Here is a 14,633-nt window from a genome sequence, read left to right on the forward strand (position 1 = left end):
TCCCGCGCACGCGCGTTTTCACCCGCGCACACAGCGATAAGGGATCGCTTATCGAGGGATCCCTTTTCCGCACCTGCGGCACTATGGTCGTCATTTATGACGCAACTGCGGATTTCTGAGGCGGCCGCGCTTCTCGGTGTCAGCGACGACACGGTGCGCCGGCTCATCGAGCGCGGCGAACTCACCGCGAGCACCGACGGCGACGGGCCGCAGACGGTCGACGGCGTCAGCCTCGCGACGTTCGCCGTCGAGCGCGCGAAGGCGGCACCAGACCCGTCACCGGTGCTCAGCTCGGCACGCAACCACTTCGTGGGAATCGTCACCCGCGTGCAGCTCGACGGTGTCATGGCGCAGATCGACATCCAGGCCGGTCCGCACCGCATCGTGTCGCTGATCAGCGCCGAGGGGGCCCGCGAGCTCGGGCTCGAGGTCGGCAAGCTCGCGACCGCCGTCGTCAAAGCGACCAATGTCAGCGTCGAGACCATGGAGGAACGATGAAGGGAAGAGTCGCGCTCGCGGCGGCTGCGATCGGGGCGGCACTGCTGTTGGCCGGGTGTGCAGGGTCAGGTTCCGGCGCGAGCCCGTCGAGCGCACCGGCCAAGACGTCGGCTCCCCCGACGCCTCAGACGCTGACCGTGTTCGCGGCGACCAGCCTGACCGCGACGTTCAACACGCTGGGAAAGGCGTTCGAAGACGCGAACCCAGGCGTCACGGTGCAATACAGCTACAACGGCACCTCGACCCTCGTGACCCAGCTTTCCCAAGGGGCGCCCGCCGACATCCTCGCCTCGGCCGACGAGAAGAACATGCAGAACGCGGTCAGCCAGAACCTCATCTCCGGCACCCCCGTCGACTTCGCGACCAACGTGCTCGAGATCGCGGTCGCACCGGGGAACCCGAAGAACATCACGGGCTGGGCCGACCTCGCGAAACCGGGCCTCAAGGTCGACGTGTGCGCCGACGGCGTCCCGTGCGGCAACGCCACAGAGGCGGTGGAGAAGGCGACGGGCACGACGCTCAAGCCGATCAGCCAGGAGCAGAACGTCGGCGACGTGCTCGCGAAGGTCGAGAGCGGGGATGCCGATGCGGGCGTCGTCTACGTCACCGACGTCAAGGGCGCGGGCTCGAAGGTGACCGGGGTGGACTTCCCCGAGGCGCAGCAGGCGATCAACACGTACCCGATCGCGGCGACCGCGTCATCGAAGAACGCCGCGCTCGCGAAGAAGTTCATCGCCTACGTCACCGGCTCGGCCGGCCAGAAGCTGCTGAAGGACGCCGGCTTCGGGGCGCCGCCCAAGTAGGTTCGCAGTTGTGAACGGGCGTGGCCGACGCGGCTACCCCGCCTGGCTCTGGGTGCCGGCGGGGCTCGGCGCGGTGTTCGTGCTGCTGCCGCTCATCGCCATCGTCACGCATGTCGACTGGCCCGATTTCGGGCAGTTGATCACCTCGACGTCGTCGCTGGCGGCGCTGCGGCTCAGCATCCTCACCGCACTGTCGTCCACCGTGGTGTGCGTCGTGCTGGGCGTACCGATGGCCGTCGTGCTCGCACGCGGGCGGTTCCCCGGCCAGTCGATCGCCCGCGCCCTCGTGCTCGTACCGCTCGTGATGCCACCGGTCGTGAGCGGCCTCGCCCTGCTCTACACGGTCGGAAGCCGCGGACTGCTCGGGCCGACGCTGTTGCGGCTCGGCCTGCAGGTGCCGTTCTCGACCGCGGCGGTGGTGCTCGCCCAGGCGTTCGTCTCGCTGCCGTTCATCGTGATCAGCCTCGAGGGCGCACTGCGCACCGTCACCGAGACGCACGACGAGATCGCCTTCGCGTACGGCGCGAGCCGCACGCAGGTGCTCTTCAAGATCACCCTGCCGAGCCTCGGGCCCGCGTTCGTGTCGGGCGCGGTGCTGTCGTTCGCGCGGTCGCTCGGCGAGTTCGGCGCGACGATCACCGTCGCCGGATCGCTGCAGGGCGTCACGCGCACGCTGCCGCTCGAGATCTACCTGCAGAACAACCTCAACCCCGACGCGGCCGTCGCGCTGTCGCTGCTGCTCGTCGTGATCGCGCTCGTCGTCGTCCTCGTGGCCGGTCAGCCGTGGCGCCACGCCGCGCTCGCCGAGCTCCTCGACGTGTTCAATGACGACCCTCGCGGCGAACGGAGCAGAGAGCGCAATACCGTGGTCCCATGAGCACTGTCGCCGAGCACCAGGCCGCCGTTCGCGCACTGGTGAGCTCGCACTGGCGTCCTGCCACCGAATATCCGCCGCTCGGCGCCGCGCTCGGCCGCGTGCTCGCGGACGACGTGCGCACGCCGATCGACCTTCCGCCGTTCGACAACTCGCAGATGGACGGCTACGCCGTGCGAGCGGATGCCGCGGCCGGCCCGCTTCGCGTCAGCGGCCACGTCGCCGCGGGCGACCCGATCACGGCGTTCCCGGGCGGCGCGGTCGCGATCATGACGGGTGCCCCCGTGCCCCTCGGCGCTGACGCGATCGTGCCCGTCGAGGCCGTCGGAGCCCCCGGCGAGTTCGCCGCCGTCGACGACACCGTCGAGCTGCCCGCTCCGGTCGAGCCCGGCAGCTTCGTGCGCGCCCGCGGCAGCGACCTGGCCGCCGGAGCCGTGCTGCTCGAGGCGGGAACAGTGCTCGGGCCCGCGCAGCTCGGCGCCCTCGCCGCCTCCGGACTCACCACGGTGCCCGTGCGGGCACGGCCGCGGGTGCTGATCGTCTCGACCGGCGCGGAGCTCGCGGAGCCCGGCGAGCCGCTCGCCCCAGGAGCGATCTACGACGCGAACGCGGTGTCGCTGTCGGCTGCGATCACGCTCGCCGGTGGAATCGCACTCGCGACGGGCGTGTACAGCGACGAGCCGGGCCACCTGCGGCTCGCGCTCGAGGCGGCCGGCCCGGTCGACCTCGTCGTCACGAGCGGCGGCGTCAGCGCCGGCGCGCACGAGGTGGTGCGCGACGCGCTCGAGCCGCTCGGCGTGCGCTTCGGCTCCGTCGCCTTGCAGCCCGGCGGTCCCCAGGGCCTCGGCGCCATCACGGTCGCGGGCGCCCCGACCCCCGTGCTGTGCTTCCCGGGGAATCCCGTGAGCTCGCTCGTGTCGTTCGAGCTGTTCCTGCGGCCCCTGCTGCGCGGCGACCGGCCGGTCCTGCGGCTTCCGCTCTCCGCATCCGTCGACTCGCCTGCGGCCAAGCACCAGGTGCGCCGCGGACGCCTGACGGACGCGGGAACCGTCGAACTCGTCGGGGGCGTGAGCTCGCACCTGCTTGCGGCGTACGCTCGTTCCGACGCACTGGTACACCTACCGGTCGGTCTCACCCGAGCAGAGGCCGGCGAGGTGGTCGAGGTCTGGAGGATCGATGAGTGACGCACCGGACGCGCTGTCGCATGTCCGCGCAGACGGCGCCGTGCACATGGTCGACGTGAGCGCCAAGCAGGTCACCGCGCGCAGGGCCGTGGCCGCGGCATCCGTTCTCACCCGCCCTGACGTGGTCGAGCTCATCGCACAGGGGAAGCTGCCGAAGGGCGAGGCGCTCGCCGTCGCCCGCATCGCCGGGATCATGGCGGCCAAGAGGACACCCGAGCTGGTGCCGCTCTGCCACCCCCTGCCGCTGACGGGCGCCGATGTCGAACTGGTCGCAGCAGGCGACCGCGTCGAGATCCGCGCGACGGTCAAGACGGTCGGGGTCACCGGCGTCGAGATGGAGGCGCTGACCGCGGTGTCGGTCGCGGCGCTCACCGTGTACGACATGATCAAGGCGGTCGACAAGGCCGCCGTCATCACCGATGTGCGCGTGCTCGAGAAGGACGGGGGCAAGTCGGGCCCATGGCGATCAGCACAGGCTCGAACCGTATGACCGCGCTCGCGCTCACCGTCTCGACCAGGGCCGCGGCGGGTGTCTACGACGACACCACCGGCCCGATGATCTATGCGTGGCTCACCGAGCGCGGCTTCGACACGTCGCGGCGCGTCGTGCCCGACGGGCCAGGGGTCGAGGCCGCGCTGCGCGGCGCCGTCTCGGCGCGGCTGCTCATCGTCGTCACCTCGGGCGGCACCGGCGTCAGCCCGACCGATCGCACCCCCGAGCACACCCGCGCCGTGCTCGACCTCGAGCTGCCCGGCTTCGCGGAGGAGATCCGTCGCGTCGGCGCCACGCGCACCCCGCACGCGCTGCTCAGCCGCGGGGTCGTCGGCGTGGCAGGGCGGACGCTGATCGTGAACCTGCCGGGCTCGGCCGGCGGAGTACGCGACGGGCTCGAGGTGCTCGACGGGCTCTACCTGCACGCACTCGACCAGATCGCGGGCGGCGACCACCAGCGCTGAGGCGCGCTCGCGCCCGCCGTCACGCCCCGGAAACGGCGCCGTGATTGAGTACTCCAATGGACCTGACCCAACTCGCCTCGGTGCGCACGCCGCGCAGCCGCGACGAGCTGGCGCTCGCCCCCGGCGAGGTGTTCCTCGGCGGCGGCACCTGGCTGTACAGCGAGCCGCAGCCCGGCGTCACCGGCGTCGTGGACCTCATGACGATGGGCTGGGTGCCGCTCGAGCGCCGGCGCGACGGCGGTCTGCGCGTCGCCGCGACCTGCACACTCGAACAGCTGAACGCGATCAGGCCCGAGCTAGGCGGCACCGCCAGCCCGGTCTTCGCGCAGGCGGTGCGCTCGCTGCTCGCGGGCGCCAAGGTGTGGCGCACGGCGACCGTCGGCGGCAACCTGTGCTTCTCCGCGCCCGCGAGCCCGATCCCCGCCCTCGCCGCGGTGCTCGACGCCTCGATCAAGGTGTGGGGGCCGGGCGGGAAGCGCCGCATCGCCGCGGCGGACTTCGTGACAGGGGCCGGGCTCAACGCGCTCGAGCCGGGCGAGCTCGTGCGCGCCGTCGACATTCCCGCCGCCGCCCTCGAGGCTCGCGTGGCGTGGCGCAGGATCGCGCTGGCTCCCCTGGGGCGCGCGGGCGTGTTCGTGGCCGGCCGGCGAGAGGCATCCGACCTCGCCGTCGTCGTGGCAGGCGCACGCGCGCGACCCGGTGTGCTGAGATTCGAGCGGATGCCTGAGCCGGGCGAGCTGGCGGGTGCCGTCGACGCCCTCGGCGACTGGTACGCCGACCCGCACGGCTCGGCGGCATGGCGCCGGGCGATGGCGGTGCGGCTCGCGGGCGAGGTGCGCGACGAGCTGGAGGGGGCCGCGTGAGATTCACCGTCAACGGGTCGCCTGAGGAATACGAGCCGCAGCCCGGCCAGGTGCTGCGCACGGTGCTGCGCGGGCTCGGGCACTACGACGTCAAGCGCGGCTGCGACGCGGGCGACTGCGGGGCGTGCACCGTGCTGCTCGACGGGCAGGCGGTGAACTCGTGCATCATCCCGGCGCATCGCGCAGACGGGCACGAGGTGACGACGGCGCACGGTCTCGGGACTTCCGAGGAGCTCGCCCCGGTGCAGGAGCGGTTCGTCGCAGCGGGGGGCTTCCAGTGCGGGTACTGCACGGCCGGGTTCGTGGTCGCCGCGTCGACCCTCGGCGACGACGAGCTCGCCGATCTGCCCCAGGCCCTCAAGGGCAACCTCTGCCGGTGCACGGGGTACCGTGCGATCGGCGACGCGGTCGTCGGCGCGCGGAACACCGCCCCCGCGGGCATCAGCAACGGCGACGCGGCCTATGGCCAGCCGATCGCGCCGCCCGCTGCGCGGCGCGTGGTCGCTGGGGAGGAGGCCTACACGCTCGATGTCGAGCCGCCCGCAGGCCTGCTGCATGTCGCCGTGCTCGGCAGCCCGCACGCGCACGCACGGGTCGTGCACCTCGATGCGTCGCGCGCGCTCGCACTTCCCGGTGTGCGCGCCGTGCTGACGGCCGCAGACTCGCCGACCGTGCGGTTCTCGACGGCGCGGCACGAGCACCGCGGGGACGATCCGGACGACACGGTCGTCATCGACACCGTCATGCGCTTCCGCGGGCAGCGCGTCGCCGCGGTCGTGGCTGAGTCGCGGCGCATCGCCGAGCAGGCGTGCACGCTGATCGAGGTCGGGTACGAGCTGATCCCCGCGGTGTACGACCCCGACGAAGCGCGGCGGCCAGGCGCGCCCGCGCTGCACCCGGGGCGCACGGCCGGCGATCGCGTCGACGACGCCTCGCGGAACCTCGTGATCAGCTTCGACGACGGTGAGCGCGCCGACGAGGTGGATGCGGCGCTGGCATCCGCCGCGCAGCGGTACACCGGCACCTTCGAGACGCACCGCGTCACCCACATCGCGCTCGAGACGCCGGGCGCGCGCGGCTGGGTCGACGCCGACGGGCGATATGTGATCCGCACCAGCACGCAGGTGCCATTCCTCGTGCGCGCGGAGCTCGCGCACATCTTCGGGCTCGAGACCGAGCAGCTGCGCGTGCTCACCGGCCGGGTCGGCGGCGGCTTCGGCGGCAAGCAGGAGCTCCTCGTCGAAGACCTCGTGCTGCTCGCGATGCTGAAGACGGGCGCGCCCGTCGAGTACGAGCTGACGCGCGCCGACACGCTCACGGTCACCCCGACCCGGCACCCGATGCGGCTCACCGTCTCGATCGCCGCCGACGCCGACGGGCGCTTCACCGCCCTCGATCTCGATGTGCTCGCGGACGCCGGCGCATACGGCAACCACACCCGCGGGGTGCTGCATCACGCCGTCACCGAGTCGACCGAGCTGTACCGCTGGGGCGCGAAACGCGTGCACGTCGAGGGCGTCTACACCAACAACGTGCCGTCAGGGGCGTTCCGCGGCTATGGGCTCGGGCAAGTGATGTTCGCGATCGAGTCGGCGATCGACGAGCTCGCGCTGCGGCTCGGCGTGGCGCCAGCCGAGCTGCGGCGACGCAACATGATCACCGCCGACGACGGGTTCGGCGGCGGGGTGCAGGGCGATCTCGAGATCGGCAGCTACGGCCTCGACCAGTGCCTCGACTGGGTCGAGGAGCAGCTGGAGCTGAGCGCTGCGGCGTCGTGGGAGCCGCGCGGGCTGCCGCTCGCGCCCGTGTCGCGGCCGGCCGGGCCCGAGTGGGCGGAGGGCACGGGGCTCGCTCTCGCGATGATCGCGACGCTGCCGCCGCGGGGGCACTTCGCCGAGGCAGCCGTCTCTGTTGAGGCCTCTGGCCGCTATCTCGTGTCCGTCGGCACGAGCGAGTTCGGCAACGGCACGACGACTGCGCACGTGCAGTTCGCCGCAACGGCGTTGAACACGGATGCCGCACGGGTCGCCATTCGGCAGTCGGACACCGACGTGACCGGCTACGACACCGGCGCCTTCGGGTCGGCGGGAACGGTGGTGGCCGGTCGGGCCGTGCACTCGGCGGCGCTCGGTCTGCGCGAGCGGCTCGTCACGGCCGGGGCCGAGCTGCTCGGAGTGCCCGCCGCATCATGCTCACTCGATCGCGACGGGGTCATCGGGCCAGGCGGCGGGCGGATCGGGTTCGACGCGCTCGTCGCCGCACTCGCGCCGCGCACCGGGCAGGTCACCCAGAAGGCGAGCAACGATGGCACCCCGCGCTCGGTCGCGTTCAATGTGCAGGGCTTCCGCGTGGCTGTGTCGCGGGCGACCGGCGAGGTGCGGATCCTGCAATCCGTCCACGCCGCAGACGCCGGCACCGTGATCAACCCCGAGCAGCTGCGCGGGCAGCTCGAGGGCGGGGTCGCGCAGGCGATCGGCTCGACGCTGTACGAGCACCTGATCGTGCGGGGCGGCGTCGTCGAGACGCCGGTGCTGCGGCAGTACCACATTCCGCAGTACGCGGACCTTCCGCTGACCGAGGTGTTCTTCGCCGACACCTACGACCTGCTCGGGCCGCGCGGGGCGAAGTCGATGAGCGAGGCCCCATACAACCCGGTCGCCCCCGCGCTCGCGAATGCCATACGGGATGCGCTCGGGGTACGGCCGCACTCGACGCAGCTGACTCGGGATGCTGTGTGGGCGCTCGCGCGCGGCGAGGATTCGTAGGGGCCGCCCCTAACACCCTGCGCCGGAACCCCGTCGTAACCGGCCCGCAACGCGCACGCGATTAGATGAGCCGTATGGCCGAGTTCGACACCGTGATCAGGGGCCGCATCGTGACGCCCGATGGGGAGCGCGAAGCATCCGTCGCGATCTCGAATGGGCTGATCGCGGGCATTTTCGAGGCGGATGCCGCACTCGACGCCCGCGCCGACCTGGTCCTTGCTGACGACGAGGTGCTGCTGCCCGGCCTCGTCGACACACACGTGCACGCGGACGAGCCCGGTCGCACCGAGTGGGAGGGCTTCGCGAGCGCCACGGCCGCCGCGGCCGCAGGCGGCGTGACCACGGTCATCGACATGCCGCTGAACTCGATCCCGCCGACGACGACCGTCGCCGCGCTGCGCGCCAAGCAGGCTGCCGCGCGCGATCAGGTGCGCGTCGACGTCGGCTTCTGGGGCGGTGCGGTACCCGACAATCTCGGCACGGGCGAGCTCCGGGCCCTGCACGACGCGGGCGCATTCGGCTTCAAGTGCTTCCTCGCTGAGACCGGCGTCGACGAGTTCCGGCACCTCGATCAGGAGCAGCTCGAGCAGGCAGCCCGCGAGCTCGCCGCGTTCGACGGCCTGCTGCTCGTGCACGCCGAAGACGCCGGCCACCTGCACGACCACGCCGGCGGCGGGGACTACGCCGACTACCTCTCGTCACGCCCCGACGTGGCAGAGACCGCAGCCGTCGCCCGGGTCATCGACGTCGCCCGGCGCACCGGGCTGCGCGCCCACATCGTGCATGTCTCGAGCGCCGAGGTGCTGCCGCTGCTGCGCGCGGCGAAGTCCGACGGCGTGCGCATCACCGCAGAGACCTGCCCGCACTACCTGACGCTGGCCGCCGACGAGATCGACGACGGCGACACGAGCTTCAAGTGCGCGCCGCCCATCCGCGAGCGCGCCAACCAGGACGCACTGTGGGCGGCATTGGCCGATGGGACGCTGGATCTCGTCGTGAGCGACCATTCGCCCTCGACGATCGAGCTCAAGACCCGCGGCCATGACTTCGGTCAGGCCTGGGGAGGCATCGCAGGGCTGCAACTCGGGCTGCCCGCCGTGTGGACCGCCGCGCGCGACCGCGGCGTTCCCCTCGCCGACGTCGTGCGCTGGATGTCGGCCAACACGGCCGCGTTCGCCGGCCTCGCCGACCGGGGCGGCATCGCGCCGGGCATCCGCGCCGATCTCGTCGTGTTCGCGCCCGAGGCGGAGTTCACCGTCGACGCGGCGGCGCTCAAGCACAAGAATCCGATCACCGCCTACCAGGGCCGCGCCCTGCGCGGCGAGGTGCGCACCACCTGGCTGCGCGGCGAACCGATCGGCGACGACCACCCCGCGGGCGAACTGATCGCCAGGAAGGACGACTGATGTACACCCTCAGCGCGAACCAGTACGGCAAGGGCGAGATCCACCTCGTGCGCATCTACCGCGACACCCCGCGGCACGAGATCAGGGACCTCACGGTCACGACGGCGCTGCGCGGCGACTTCGCGGATGCCTATCTGAGCGGCGACCAGTCGAAGGTGCTGCCCACCGACACGCAGAAGAACACGGCATTCGCCTTCGCGAAGACGCACGGCGAGGGCGCGGTCGAGGACTACGCGATCGCGCTCGGCCGACACTTCGTCGACTCCGACCCGTACGCGACCGCTGCCGACATCGACGTGCTCGTCGACGCGTGGGACCGGGTGGTGATCGACGGCGCGGAGCACGACCACACGTGGGTCAAGCGCGGGCCCGAGCGGCGCACGGTGCGCGTCGTCGCAACCGGCACGGGCGCCGAGCAGACCGTCGAGGTGACCGGCGGGGTCGTCGACCTGGTGATCCTCAAGTCCACCGGCAGCGAGTTCCACGGCTTCCACAAGGACGAGTACACGACGCTCGGCGAGACCGACGACCGCATTCTGGCGACGTCCCTCGACGTGACCTGGCGCTTCAGCGCCGTTCCGGCCGACTGGGATGCGGCGTTCGTCACGATCCGCACCGCGCTCGTCTCGACCTTCGCCACCTGGCACTCGCTCGCCCTGCAGCAGACGCTGTGGCAGATGGGGCAGGCGGCACTCGACGCGGTGCCCGAGATCGCCGAGGTGAAGCTCACGGCGCCCAACAAGCACCACTTCCTCTATGACTTCACCCGCTTCACGGTCGCGCAGCCGATTCCGAACGACAACGAGGTGTTCCACGCCGACGACCGGCCGTACGGATTGATCGAGGCGACGGTGAGCCGGGCATGAGCACGGATTCCGCAGCCGCGCTGCACCACGCAGACGACCTGCGCTGGCTGAGCGCCGCCGTGCGTCTGGCCGAGCAGAACGTGCGTGACGGCGGCGGCCCGTTCGGCGCGATCATCGTGAAGGACGGCCAGCAGCTCTCGACCGGTCAGAACCGGGTCACGCGCGACAACGACCCGACCGCGCATGCCGAGGTCGAGGCCATCCGCGCGGCGGGCCGCGCGCTCGGCACCTTCCTGCTCGCGGGCACGACGCTGTACACCTCGTGCGAGCCGTGCCCGCTGTGCATCTCGGCCGCACTGTGGGGTCGCGTCGACCGCATCGTGTTCGCCGCCAACAAGATGGATGCCGCGGCCGCCGGCTTCGACGACCACGAGTTCTACGAGCTGCTCGCGCAGCCGCGCGACGGCTGGACGCTGCCCGTGGTGCAGGAGCTGCGCACCGCAGACGCCGCCGAGCCGTTCGAGCTGTGGAACCGCAACGACGGGAAGGTCGCGTACTAGCGGACGCCTAGCTGCCGCGATAGGTCGAGTAGCCGAACGGGCTCAGCAGCAGCGGGATGTGGAAGTGCTCCTCGACCGACCACACCTCGAAGTCGACCGCGACCTCGGGGAAGAACGAGATCAGGTCCTGCGTGGCGAAGTACGCCGCCGTGTCGAACACGACGCGGTAGCGTCCGGCCGGCACCTGAGCGGGCCCGAGCTGGGCGATGCGCCCGTCCTCGTCGGTGATGCCGCGGCCGAGCTCGTGCCACTGCCCTTCCGAGAACGCGTCGAGCCGCACCGGCACCCGCGGCGCCGGGCGGCCGCGGGCTGTGTCGAGCACGTGCGTGGTGATGTGCGAGCGGTCGGATGCCGTCGGCAGCGCCACCGCGCTGAAGAAGGTGCGCAGCCGCAGTTCCATGATCTGGCGCAGCTGCTCGACGGCCGTCGCGAGCTCGGTCTCGGCATCGAGCGCGAGCCGGCGGCGCAGCTCGATCAGGATCTCGGCGCGCGTGCGCCCTGCGGCCCTGATCAGGAACACGCGACCGAACTTCTGCTCGTACTCCCAGTTGCCCTCGGCGATGCGCACCGCGAGCTCCGCGTCGTCGGCGTCGGGAGCGGCCTGCTCGGCCTGAGACATCCGATCGCCCTGCTCGCCGATGCGCGGGTGGCCGGCGAGCGCCTCATCGAGCTCTGCCGCGCTGAGCGGCGTCGCGACCGCGCGCGCGTGCTCGACGAGCAGGTCGACGTCGCCGTATGGCGCGCCCGCGACCATCTCGTCGACCCAGCGCGCGACGCCGAGCGCGTCGGGAAGCACGGGCCGCAGCTCGTCGGCGGTGATCGGGTTTCCGGCCATGAGCGACCTCCTCTGGATGCCGCTATAACCTTATCTATGGCCATCACCTTCCCCTCCGCCGGAGTCGTGCTCGCCGCAGGCGCGGGCACGCGCTACGGCGTTCCGAAGGCGCTGGCGCGCGCCGCAGACGGTACCCCATGGGTGCAGCTTGCAACAGAGAAGCTGCTCGACGGCGGCTGCTCGCAGGTGACCGTCGTGCTGGGCGCCTCCGCCGCCGAGGCGCGCGAGCTGGTGCCGCGCGACCCGCGTGTGCACACCGTCGTCGAGTCGCATTGGACCGACGGCATGGGCACGTCTCTGCGCGCAGCCATGCGGCACCTCGAAGCATCCGCCCCGCCTTCTGTGTCATCGGCGGCGATCACGCTCGTCGACCTGCCCGACCTGCCCGTCGCTGTCGTGAAGCGCCTGCTCAGCGGGGTGAAGATCACGAGTCTCAGGCAGGCCGTGTTCGCGGGGCGCCCCGGTCACCCCGTCATCGTCGGGCGCCAGCACTGGGCCGACTTCAGCGGCACGCTCCACGGCGACACGGGCGGCCGCGAGTACCTGCGCGAGCACGGCGTGCGCGAGATCGAGGCGGGCGACCTGTGGTCGGGCCGCGACATCGACGTGCGCTGACGGGGCGGATGCCTGCTCAGCCGCGCCGCTTCGCCAGCTCGCGCACCGTCGCCTCGAAGGCGTCGAGCGCGACCGCCACATCGTCGACCGTGACGATCTCGTCGGGGCTGTGGCTCACGCCCTGGTTCCCGTTCCGCACGAAGAGCATGCCGATGTCCGCGACGTCGGCGACCGCCATCGCGTCGTGGCCCGCCCGCGACCACAGGGTGAGCGGGTCGTCGACCCCGGCGGCCGCGATGCTCGCCTCGACGGCGGCCATCAGCTCGTCGTCGCACGCGACCGCGTCGGCGCGGTAGATCTCGGTCGCCGACCACTCGAGGTCGCGCAGCGCGGCGATCTCGTCGGCCGTCTCCTGGATGCGCGCCCACGCGTCATCGCGGTCGATGTCGAACTCGGCCCGCAGATCGAGACTCAGCTCGACGCGGCCCGGGATCACGTTGACGCCGCCCGGATAGGCCTGCAGCCTGCCGACCGTCGCGATCACCTCGAGGTCCTGGCCGATCCGCTCGATCTCGACGACGAGCTCAGAGGCGCCGACGAGCGCGTCGCGACGCAGCTCGTAGGGCGTGCCCCCCGCGTGACCCGCGTGCCCCGTGATCTCGATCGTGAAGCGGCGCGCCGCGGCGATCGACGAGACGATCGCGAGCGGCAGGCCGGCCTGCTCGAGGTACGGCCCCTGCTCGATGTGCGCCTCGAGGTAGGCGACGATCTCGCGCGGCATGCGCGCCGCGTCGCCGATGCGCGCAGGGTCGAGGCCGTAGTCGAGGGATGCCTGGCGCAGCGTCTTCCCGTCAGCGTCGGCGTAGTCCCACCACGCGTCGTCCCACGCGCCGGCGAACGCGCGCGAGCCCGAGAGGGCGCTGCCGAAGCGGGTGCCCTCCTCGTCGCTGAACGCGACCACCTCGAGCGCGAAGGGCAGGGCGCCCGCTTCCGCGCGGAGCCGGGCGACCGCCTCGATCGCGAGCAGCACGCCCAGCGGCCCGTCGTACTTCCCCGCGTCGGGCACGGTGTCGATGTGCGAGCCGAGCACGACGGCCGGCAGATCGGGTGCGGCGCCCTCGATGCGCCCGCAGACGTTGCCGGCGGCATCCGTCGACACCGCGAGACCGGCCTCGCGCATCCAGCCGGCGACGAGCTTCGCCGCGGTGCGGTGGGCGTCGCTCAGGTGCGTTCTGGTGAGGAATCCGTCGGTCTCGCTGATGGCCCCGAGCTCGTCGGCCCGCGCCATAATGCGCTCGGCCGCGCTCATTCGGCGCTCCCGTAATACGCGAGCGCGCCGTCGACCCCGCCGCCCGCGGGCACCGCGGCGCCCGCGCGCCGCAGCACCTGCTCGAGCGCGGCGAGGGTGGTGAGCACCGTGTCACGGCGGGCGTTGTAGCCCATCACGCCGATGCGCCAGATGCGCCCGTGCAGGGGGCCGAACGAGGTGCCGATCTCGATCGCGTAGTCGGCGAGCAGCGCGCCGCGCACCGCCTCGCCCTCGACCCCAGCCGGAATGAACACGCCGATCACGTTGTTCATGCGGTGGTCCTGATCGCCGAACAGCTCGAGGCCGAGCCCCGCCAGCCCCGCTGCCATCGCCCCGCCGTGCAGCGCGTGCCGCTCGACGGCGACGCTCATGGTCTCCTCGACGAGCAGGCGGGCGCACTCGCGGGCGGCGTACAGCATCGAGGTCGCCTCGGTGTGGTGGTTGAGGCGCTTCTCGCCCCAGTAGTCGAGGATCTGGCCGAGATCGAAGTAGTTCGAGCGGATGGGGTGCGCGACCACCTGCGAGTCCGCATCGCGGATGCCGGCCTCGATGCTCTTGCGCGCGGCGATCACCGCGACGGCGCGGTCGCTGAGCGTGATCGGCGAGGAGCCGGACGGGCCGGCGAGGCACTTCTGCAGGCCGGCCGTCGCGGCGTCGACGCCCCAGGCATCCGTCTCGAACTCGTTGCCGCCGAGCGATGCCGTGACGTCCGTGTAGAACAGCACGCCACGCTCTTGGCAGGCCGCGCCGATCTCGGCGAGCGGCTGCGCGACCGTCGTCGACGTGTCGCCGTGCACGAGCGCGAGCAGCTTGGGCTGCACGGCGTCGAGGGCGGCGATGACCTCCTCAGGCGGGAAGACCGTGCCCCACTCGCGCTCGATCGTGTGCACGTCGGCGCCGCAGCGCGCCGCGATCTCCTGCAGCAGGAAGCCGAAGCGGCCGAAGATCGGCACGAGCACCCGGTCGCCCGGCTCGATGAGCGAGACGAGAGCGGCCTCGATGCCGGCGCGCGAGGTGCCGTCGACGAGCAGCGTCGCGGCGTTCGCCGTGCGGAAGACGCCCCGGTAGAGCTCCTGCGTCTCGGCCATGTAGGCCGTCATCGCCGGGTCGTACTGACCTACGAGCGCGGCTGACATCGCGCGCAGCACCCGTGGGTCGGCGGTGATCGGTCCCGGGCCCATCAGGAGGCGGTGGGGCGGGTGGACAGCCTGCGTGGAA

At 72.0% G+C, this 14,633-nt stretch carries 15 protein-coding genes; 12 read left to right on the top strand and 3 right to left on the bottom strand.

The genetic code is table 11. The features are described 5' to 3' along the window. The first annotated feature begins 96 nt into the window (after window positions 1–96). The 11 genes from D7I44_RS04230 to D7I44_RS04280 all read left to right on the top strand — a co-directional run bounded on the left by D7I44_RS04230 (window position 97) and on the right by D7I44_RS04280 (window position 10,716). Window positions 97–498: a TOBE domain-containing protein gene (locus D7I44_RS04230; RefSeq protein ID WP_120788338.1), complete on the top strand. Its 402-nt coding sequence runs from the start codon at window positions 97–99 to the stop codon at window positions 496–498. Beyond that, window positions 495–1,301 (top strand): molybdate ABC transporter substrate-binding protein, encoded by an 807-nt coding sequence (modA, locus tag D7I44_RS04235; protein ID WP_120788339.1) that lies wholly within the window; start codon window positions 495–497, stop codon window positions 1,299–1,301. The genes D7I44_RS04230 and modA overlap by 4 nt, the downstream gene beginning before the upstream one ends. A 10-nt stretch (window positions 1,302–1,311) precedes the next feature. Then, window positions 1,312–2,178: an ABC transporter permease gene (locus tag D7I44_RS04240; RefSeq protein WP_120788340.1), complete on the top strand. Its 867-nt coding sequence runs from the start codon at window positions 1,312–1,314 to the stop codon at window positions 2,176–2,178. Then, a complete protein-coding gene (locus D7I44_RS04245; RefSeq protein ID WP_120788341.1) occupies window positions 2,175–3,359 on the top strand; it encodes a molybdopterin molybdotransferase MoeA in 1,185 nt (394 codons plus the stop codon). The genes D7I44_RS04240 and D7I44_RS04245 overlap by 4 nt, the downstream gene beginning before the upstream one ends. Next, the gene (gene moaC / locus D7I44_RS04250) at window positions 3,352–3,849 is read left to right on the top strand and encodes a cyclic pyranopterin monophosphate synthase MoaC (RefSeq protein ID WP_120788342.1); all 498 of its coding nucleotides are present in this window, start codon (window positions 3,352–3,354) and stop codon (window positions 3,847–3,849) included. The genes D7I44_RS04245 and moaC overlap by 8 nt, the downstream gene beginning before the upstream one ends. After that, window positions 3,819–4,316, top strand: coding sequence for a MogA/MoaB family molybdenum cofactor biosynthesis protein (locus D7I44_RS04255; protein ID WP_120788343.1), 498 nt, complete (start codon window positions 3,819–3,821; stop codon window positions 4,314–4,316). The genes moaC and D7I44_RS04255 overlap by 31 nt, the downstream gene beginning before the upstream one ends. A gap of 56 nt (window positions 4,317–4,372) precedes the next feature. Next, window positions 4,373–5,179, top strand: coding sequence for an FAD binding domain-containing protein (locus D7I44_RS04260; protein WP_120788344.1), 807 nt, complete (start codon window positions 4,373–4,375; stop codon window positions 5,177–5,179). Further along, window positions 5,176–7,944, top strand: a complete 2,769-nt coding sequence (locus tag D7I44_RS04265) for a molybdopterin-dependent oxidoreductase (protein ID WP_120788345.1) — start codon at window positions 5,176–5,178, stop codon at window positions 7,942–7,944. Before D7I44_RS04260 ends, D7I44_RS04265 begins: the two co-directional genes overlap by 4 nt. 74 nt (window positions 7,945–8,018) lie before the next feature. Next, entirely contained in the window at window positions 8,019–9,350 is a 1,332-nt protein-coding gene (allB, locus tag D7I44_RS04270; protein WP_120788346.1) for an allantoinase AllB, read from the top strand. Beyond that, window positions 9,350–10,216: a factor-independent urate hydroxylase gene (gene pucL, locus D7I44_RS04275; RefSeq protein ID WP_120788347.1), complete on the top strand. Its 867-nt coding sequence runs from the start codon at window positions 9,350–9,352 to the stop codon at window positions 10,214–10,216. Before allB ends, pucL begins: the two co-directional genes overlap by 1 nt. Further along, window positions 10,213–10,716: a nucleoside deaminase gene (locus D7I44_RS04280; protein ID WP_120788348.1), complete on the top strand. Its 504-nt coding sequence runs from the start codon at window positions 10,213–10,215 to the stop codon at window positions 10,714–10,716. Before pucL ends, D7I44_RS04280 begins: the two co-directional genes overlap by 4 nt. A 7-nt stretch (window positions 10,717–10,723) precedes the next feature. On the opposite strand, the gene uraH is transcribed toward D7I44_RS04280, so the two are convergent. Continuing rightward, window positions 10,724–11,551, bottom strand: a complete 828-nt coding sequence (gene uraH / locus D7I44_RS18675; protein ID WP_342768598.1) for a hydroxyisourate hydrolase — start codon at window positions 11,549–11,551, stop codon at window positions 10,724–10,726. A gap of 36 nt (window positions 11,552–11,587) precedes the next feature. On the opposite strand from uraH, the gene D7I44_RS04295 reads away from it, so the two are divergent. Then, complete coding sequence (locus tag D7I44_RS04295) at window positions 11,588–12,166, top strand: nucleotidyltransferase family protein (protein ID WP_120788349.1); 579 nt, start codon at window positions 11,588–11,590, stop codon at window positions 12,164–12,166. Window positions 12,167–12,182: 16 nt separating this feature from the next. Here D7I44_RS04295 and D7I44_RS04300 read toward each other — a convergent pair whose 3' ends face one another. Further along, a complete protein-coding gene (locus tag D7I44_RS04300; protein ID WP_120788350.1) occupies window positions 12,183–13,415 on the bottom strand; it encodes an allantoate amidohydrolase in 1,233 nt (410 codons plus the stop codon). Continuing rightward, entirely contained in the window at window positions 13,412–14,596 is a 1,185-nt protein-coding gene (locus D7I44_RS04305; protein WP_120788351.1) for a pyridoxal-phosphate-dependent aminotransferase family protein, read from the bottom strand. Before D7I44_RS04305 ends, D7I44_RS04300 begins: the two co-directional genes overlap by 4 nt. Window positions 14,597–14,633: the final 37 nt, after the last annotated feature.

The sequence above is a fragment of the Gryllotalpicola protaetiae genome, assembly GCF_003627055.1.
Lineage (GTDB): Bacteria > Actinomycetota > Actinomycetes > Actinomycetales > Microbacteriaceae > Gryllotalpicola > Gryllotalpicola protaetiae.

Coding starts and splice junctions, on each gene's coding strand:
- D7I44_RS04230 (WP_120788338.1), top strand. CDS start 97: ATGACGCAACTGCGGATTTCTGAGGCGGCCGCGCTTCTCGGTGTCAGC.
- allB (WP_120788346.1), top strand. CDS start 8,019: ATGGCCGAGTTCGACACCGTGATCAGGGGCCGCATCGTGACGCCCGAT.
- D7I44_RS04255 (WP_120788343.1), top strand. CDS start 3,819: ATGGCGATCAGCACAGGCTCGAACCGTATGACCGCGCTCGCGCTCACC.
- D7I44_RS04305 (WP_120788351.1), bottom strand. CDS start 14,596: ATGGGCCCGGGACCGATCACCGCCGACCCACGGGTGCTGCGCGCGATG.
- D7I44_RS04245 (WP_120788341.1), top strand. CDS start 2,175: ATGAGCACTGTCGCCGAGCACCAGGCCGCCGTTCGCGCACTGGTGAGC.
- modA (WP_120788339.1), top strand. CDS start 495: ATGAAGGGAAGAGTCGCGCTCGCGGCGGCTGCGATCGGGGCGGCACTG.
- uraH (WP_342768598.1), bottom strand. CDS start 11,551: ATGGCCGGAAACCCGATCACCGCCGACGAGCTGCGGCCCGTGCTTCCC.
- D7I44_RS04295 (WP_120788349.1), top strand. CDS start 11,588: ATGGCCATCACCTTCCCCTCCGCCGGAGTCGTGCTCGCCGCAGGCGCG.
- moaC (WP_120788342.1), top strand. CDS start 3,352: ATGAGTGACGCACCGGACGCGCTGTCGCATGTCCGCGCAGACGGCGCC.
- D7I44_RS04280 (WP_120788348.1), top strand. CDS start 10,213: ATGAGCACGGATTCCGCAGCCGCGCTGCACCACGCAGACGACCTGCGC.
- D7I44_RS04260 (WP_120788344.1), top strand. CDS start 4,373: ATGGACCTGACCCAACTCGCCTCGGTGCGCACGCCGCGCAGCCGCGAC.
- pucL (WP_120788347.1), top strand. CDS start 9,350: ATGTACACCCTCAGCGCGAACCAGTACGGCAAGGGCGAGATCCACCTC.
- D7I44_RS04300 (WP_120788350.1), bottom strand. CDS start 13,415: ATGAGCGCGGCCGAGCGCATTATGGCGCGGGCCGACGAGCTCGGGGCC.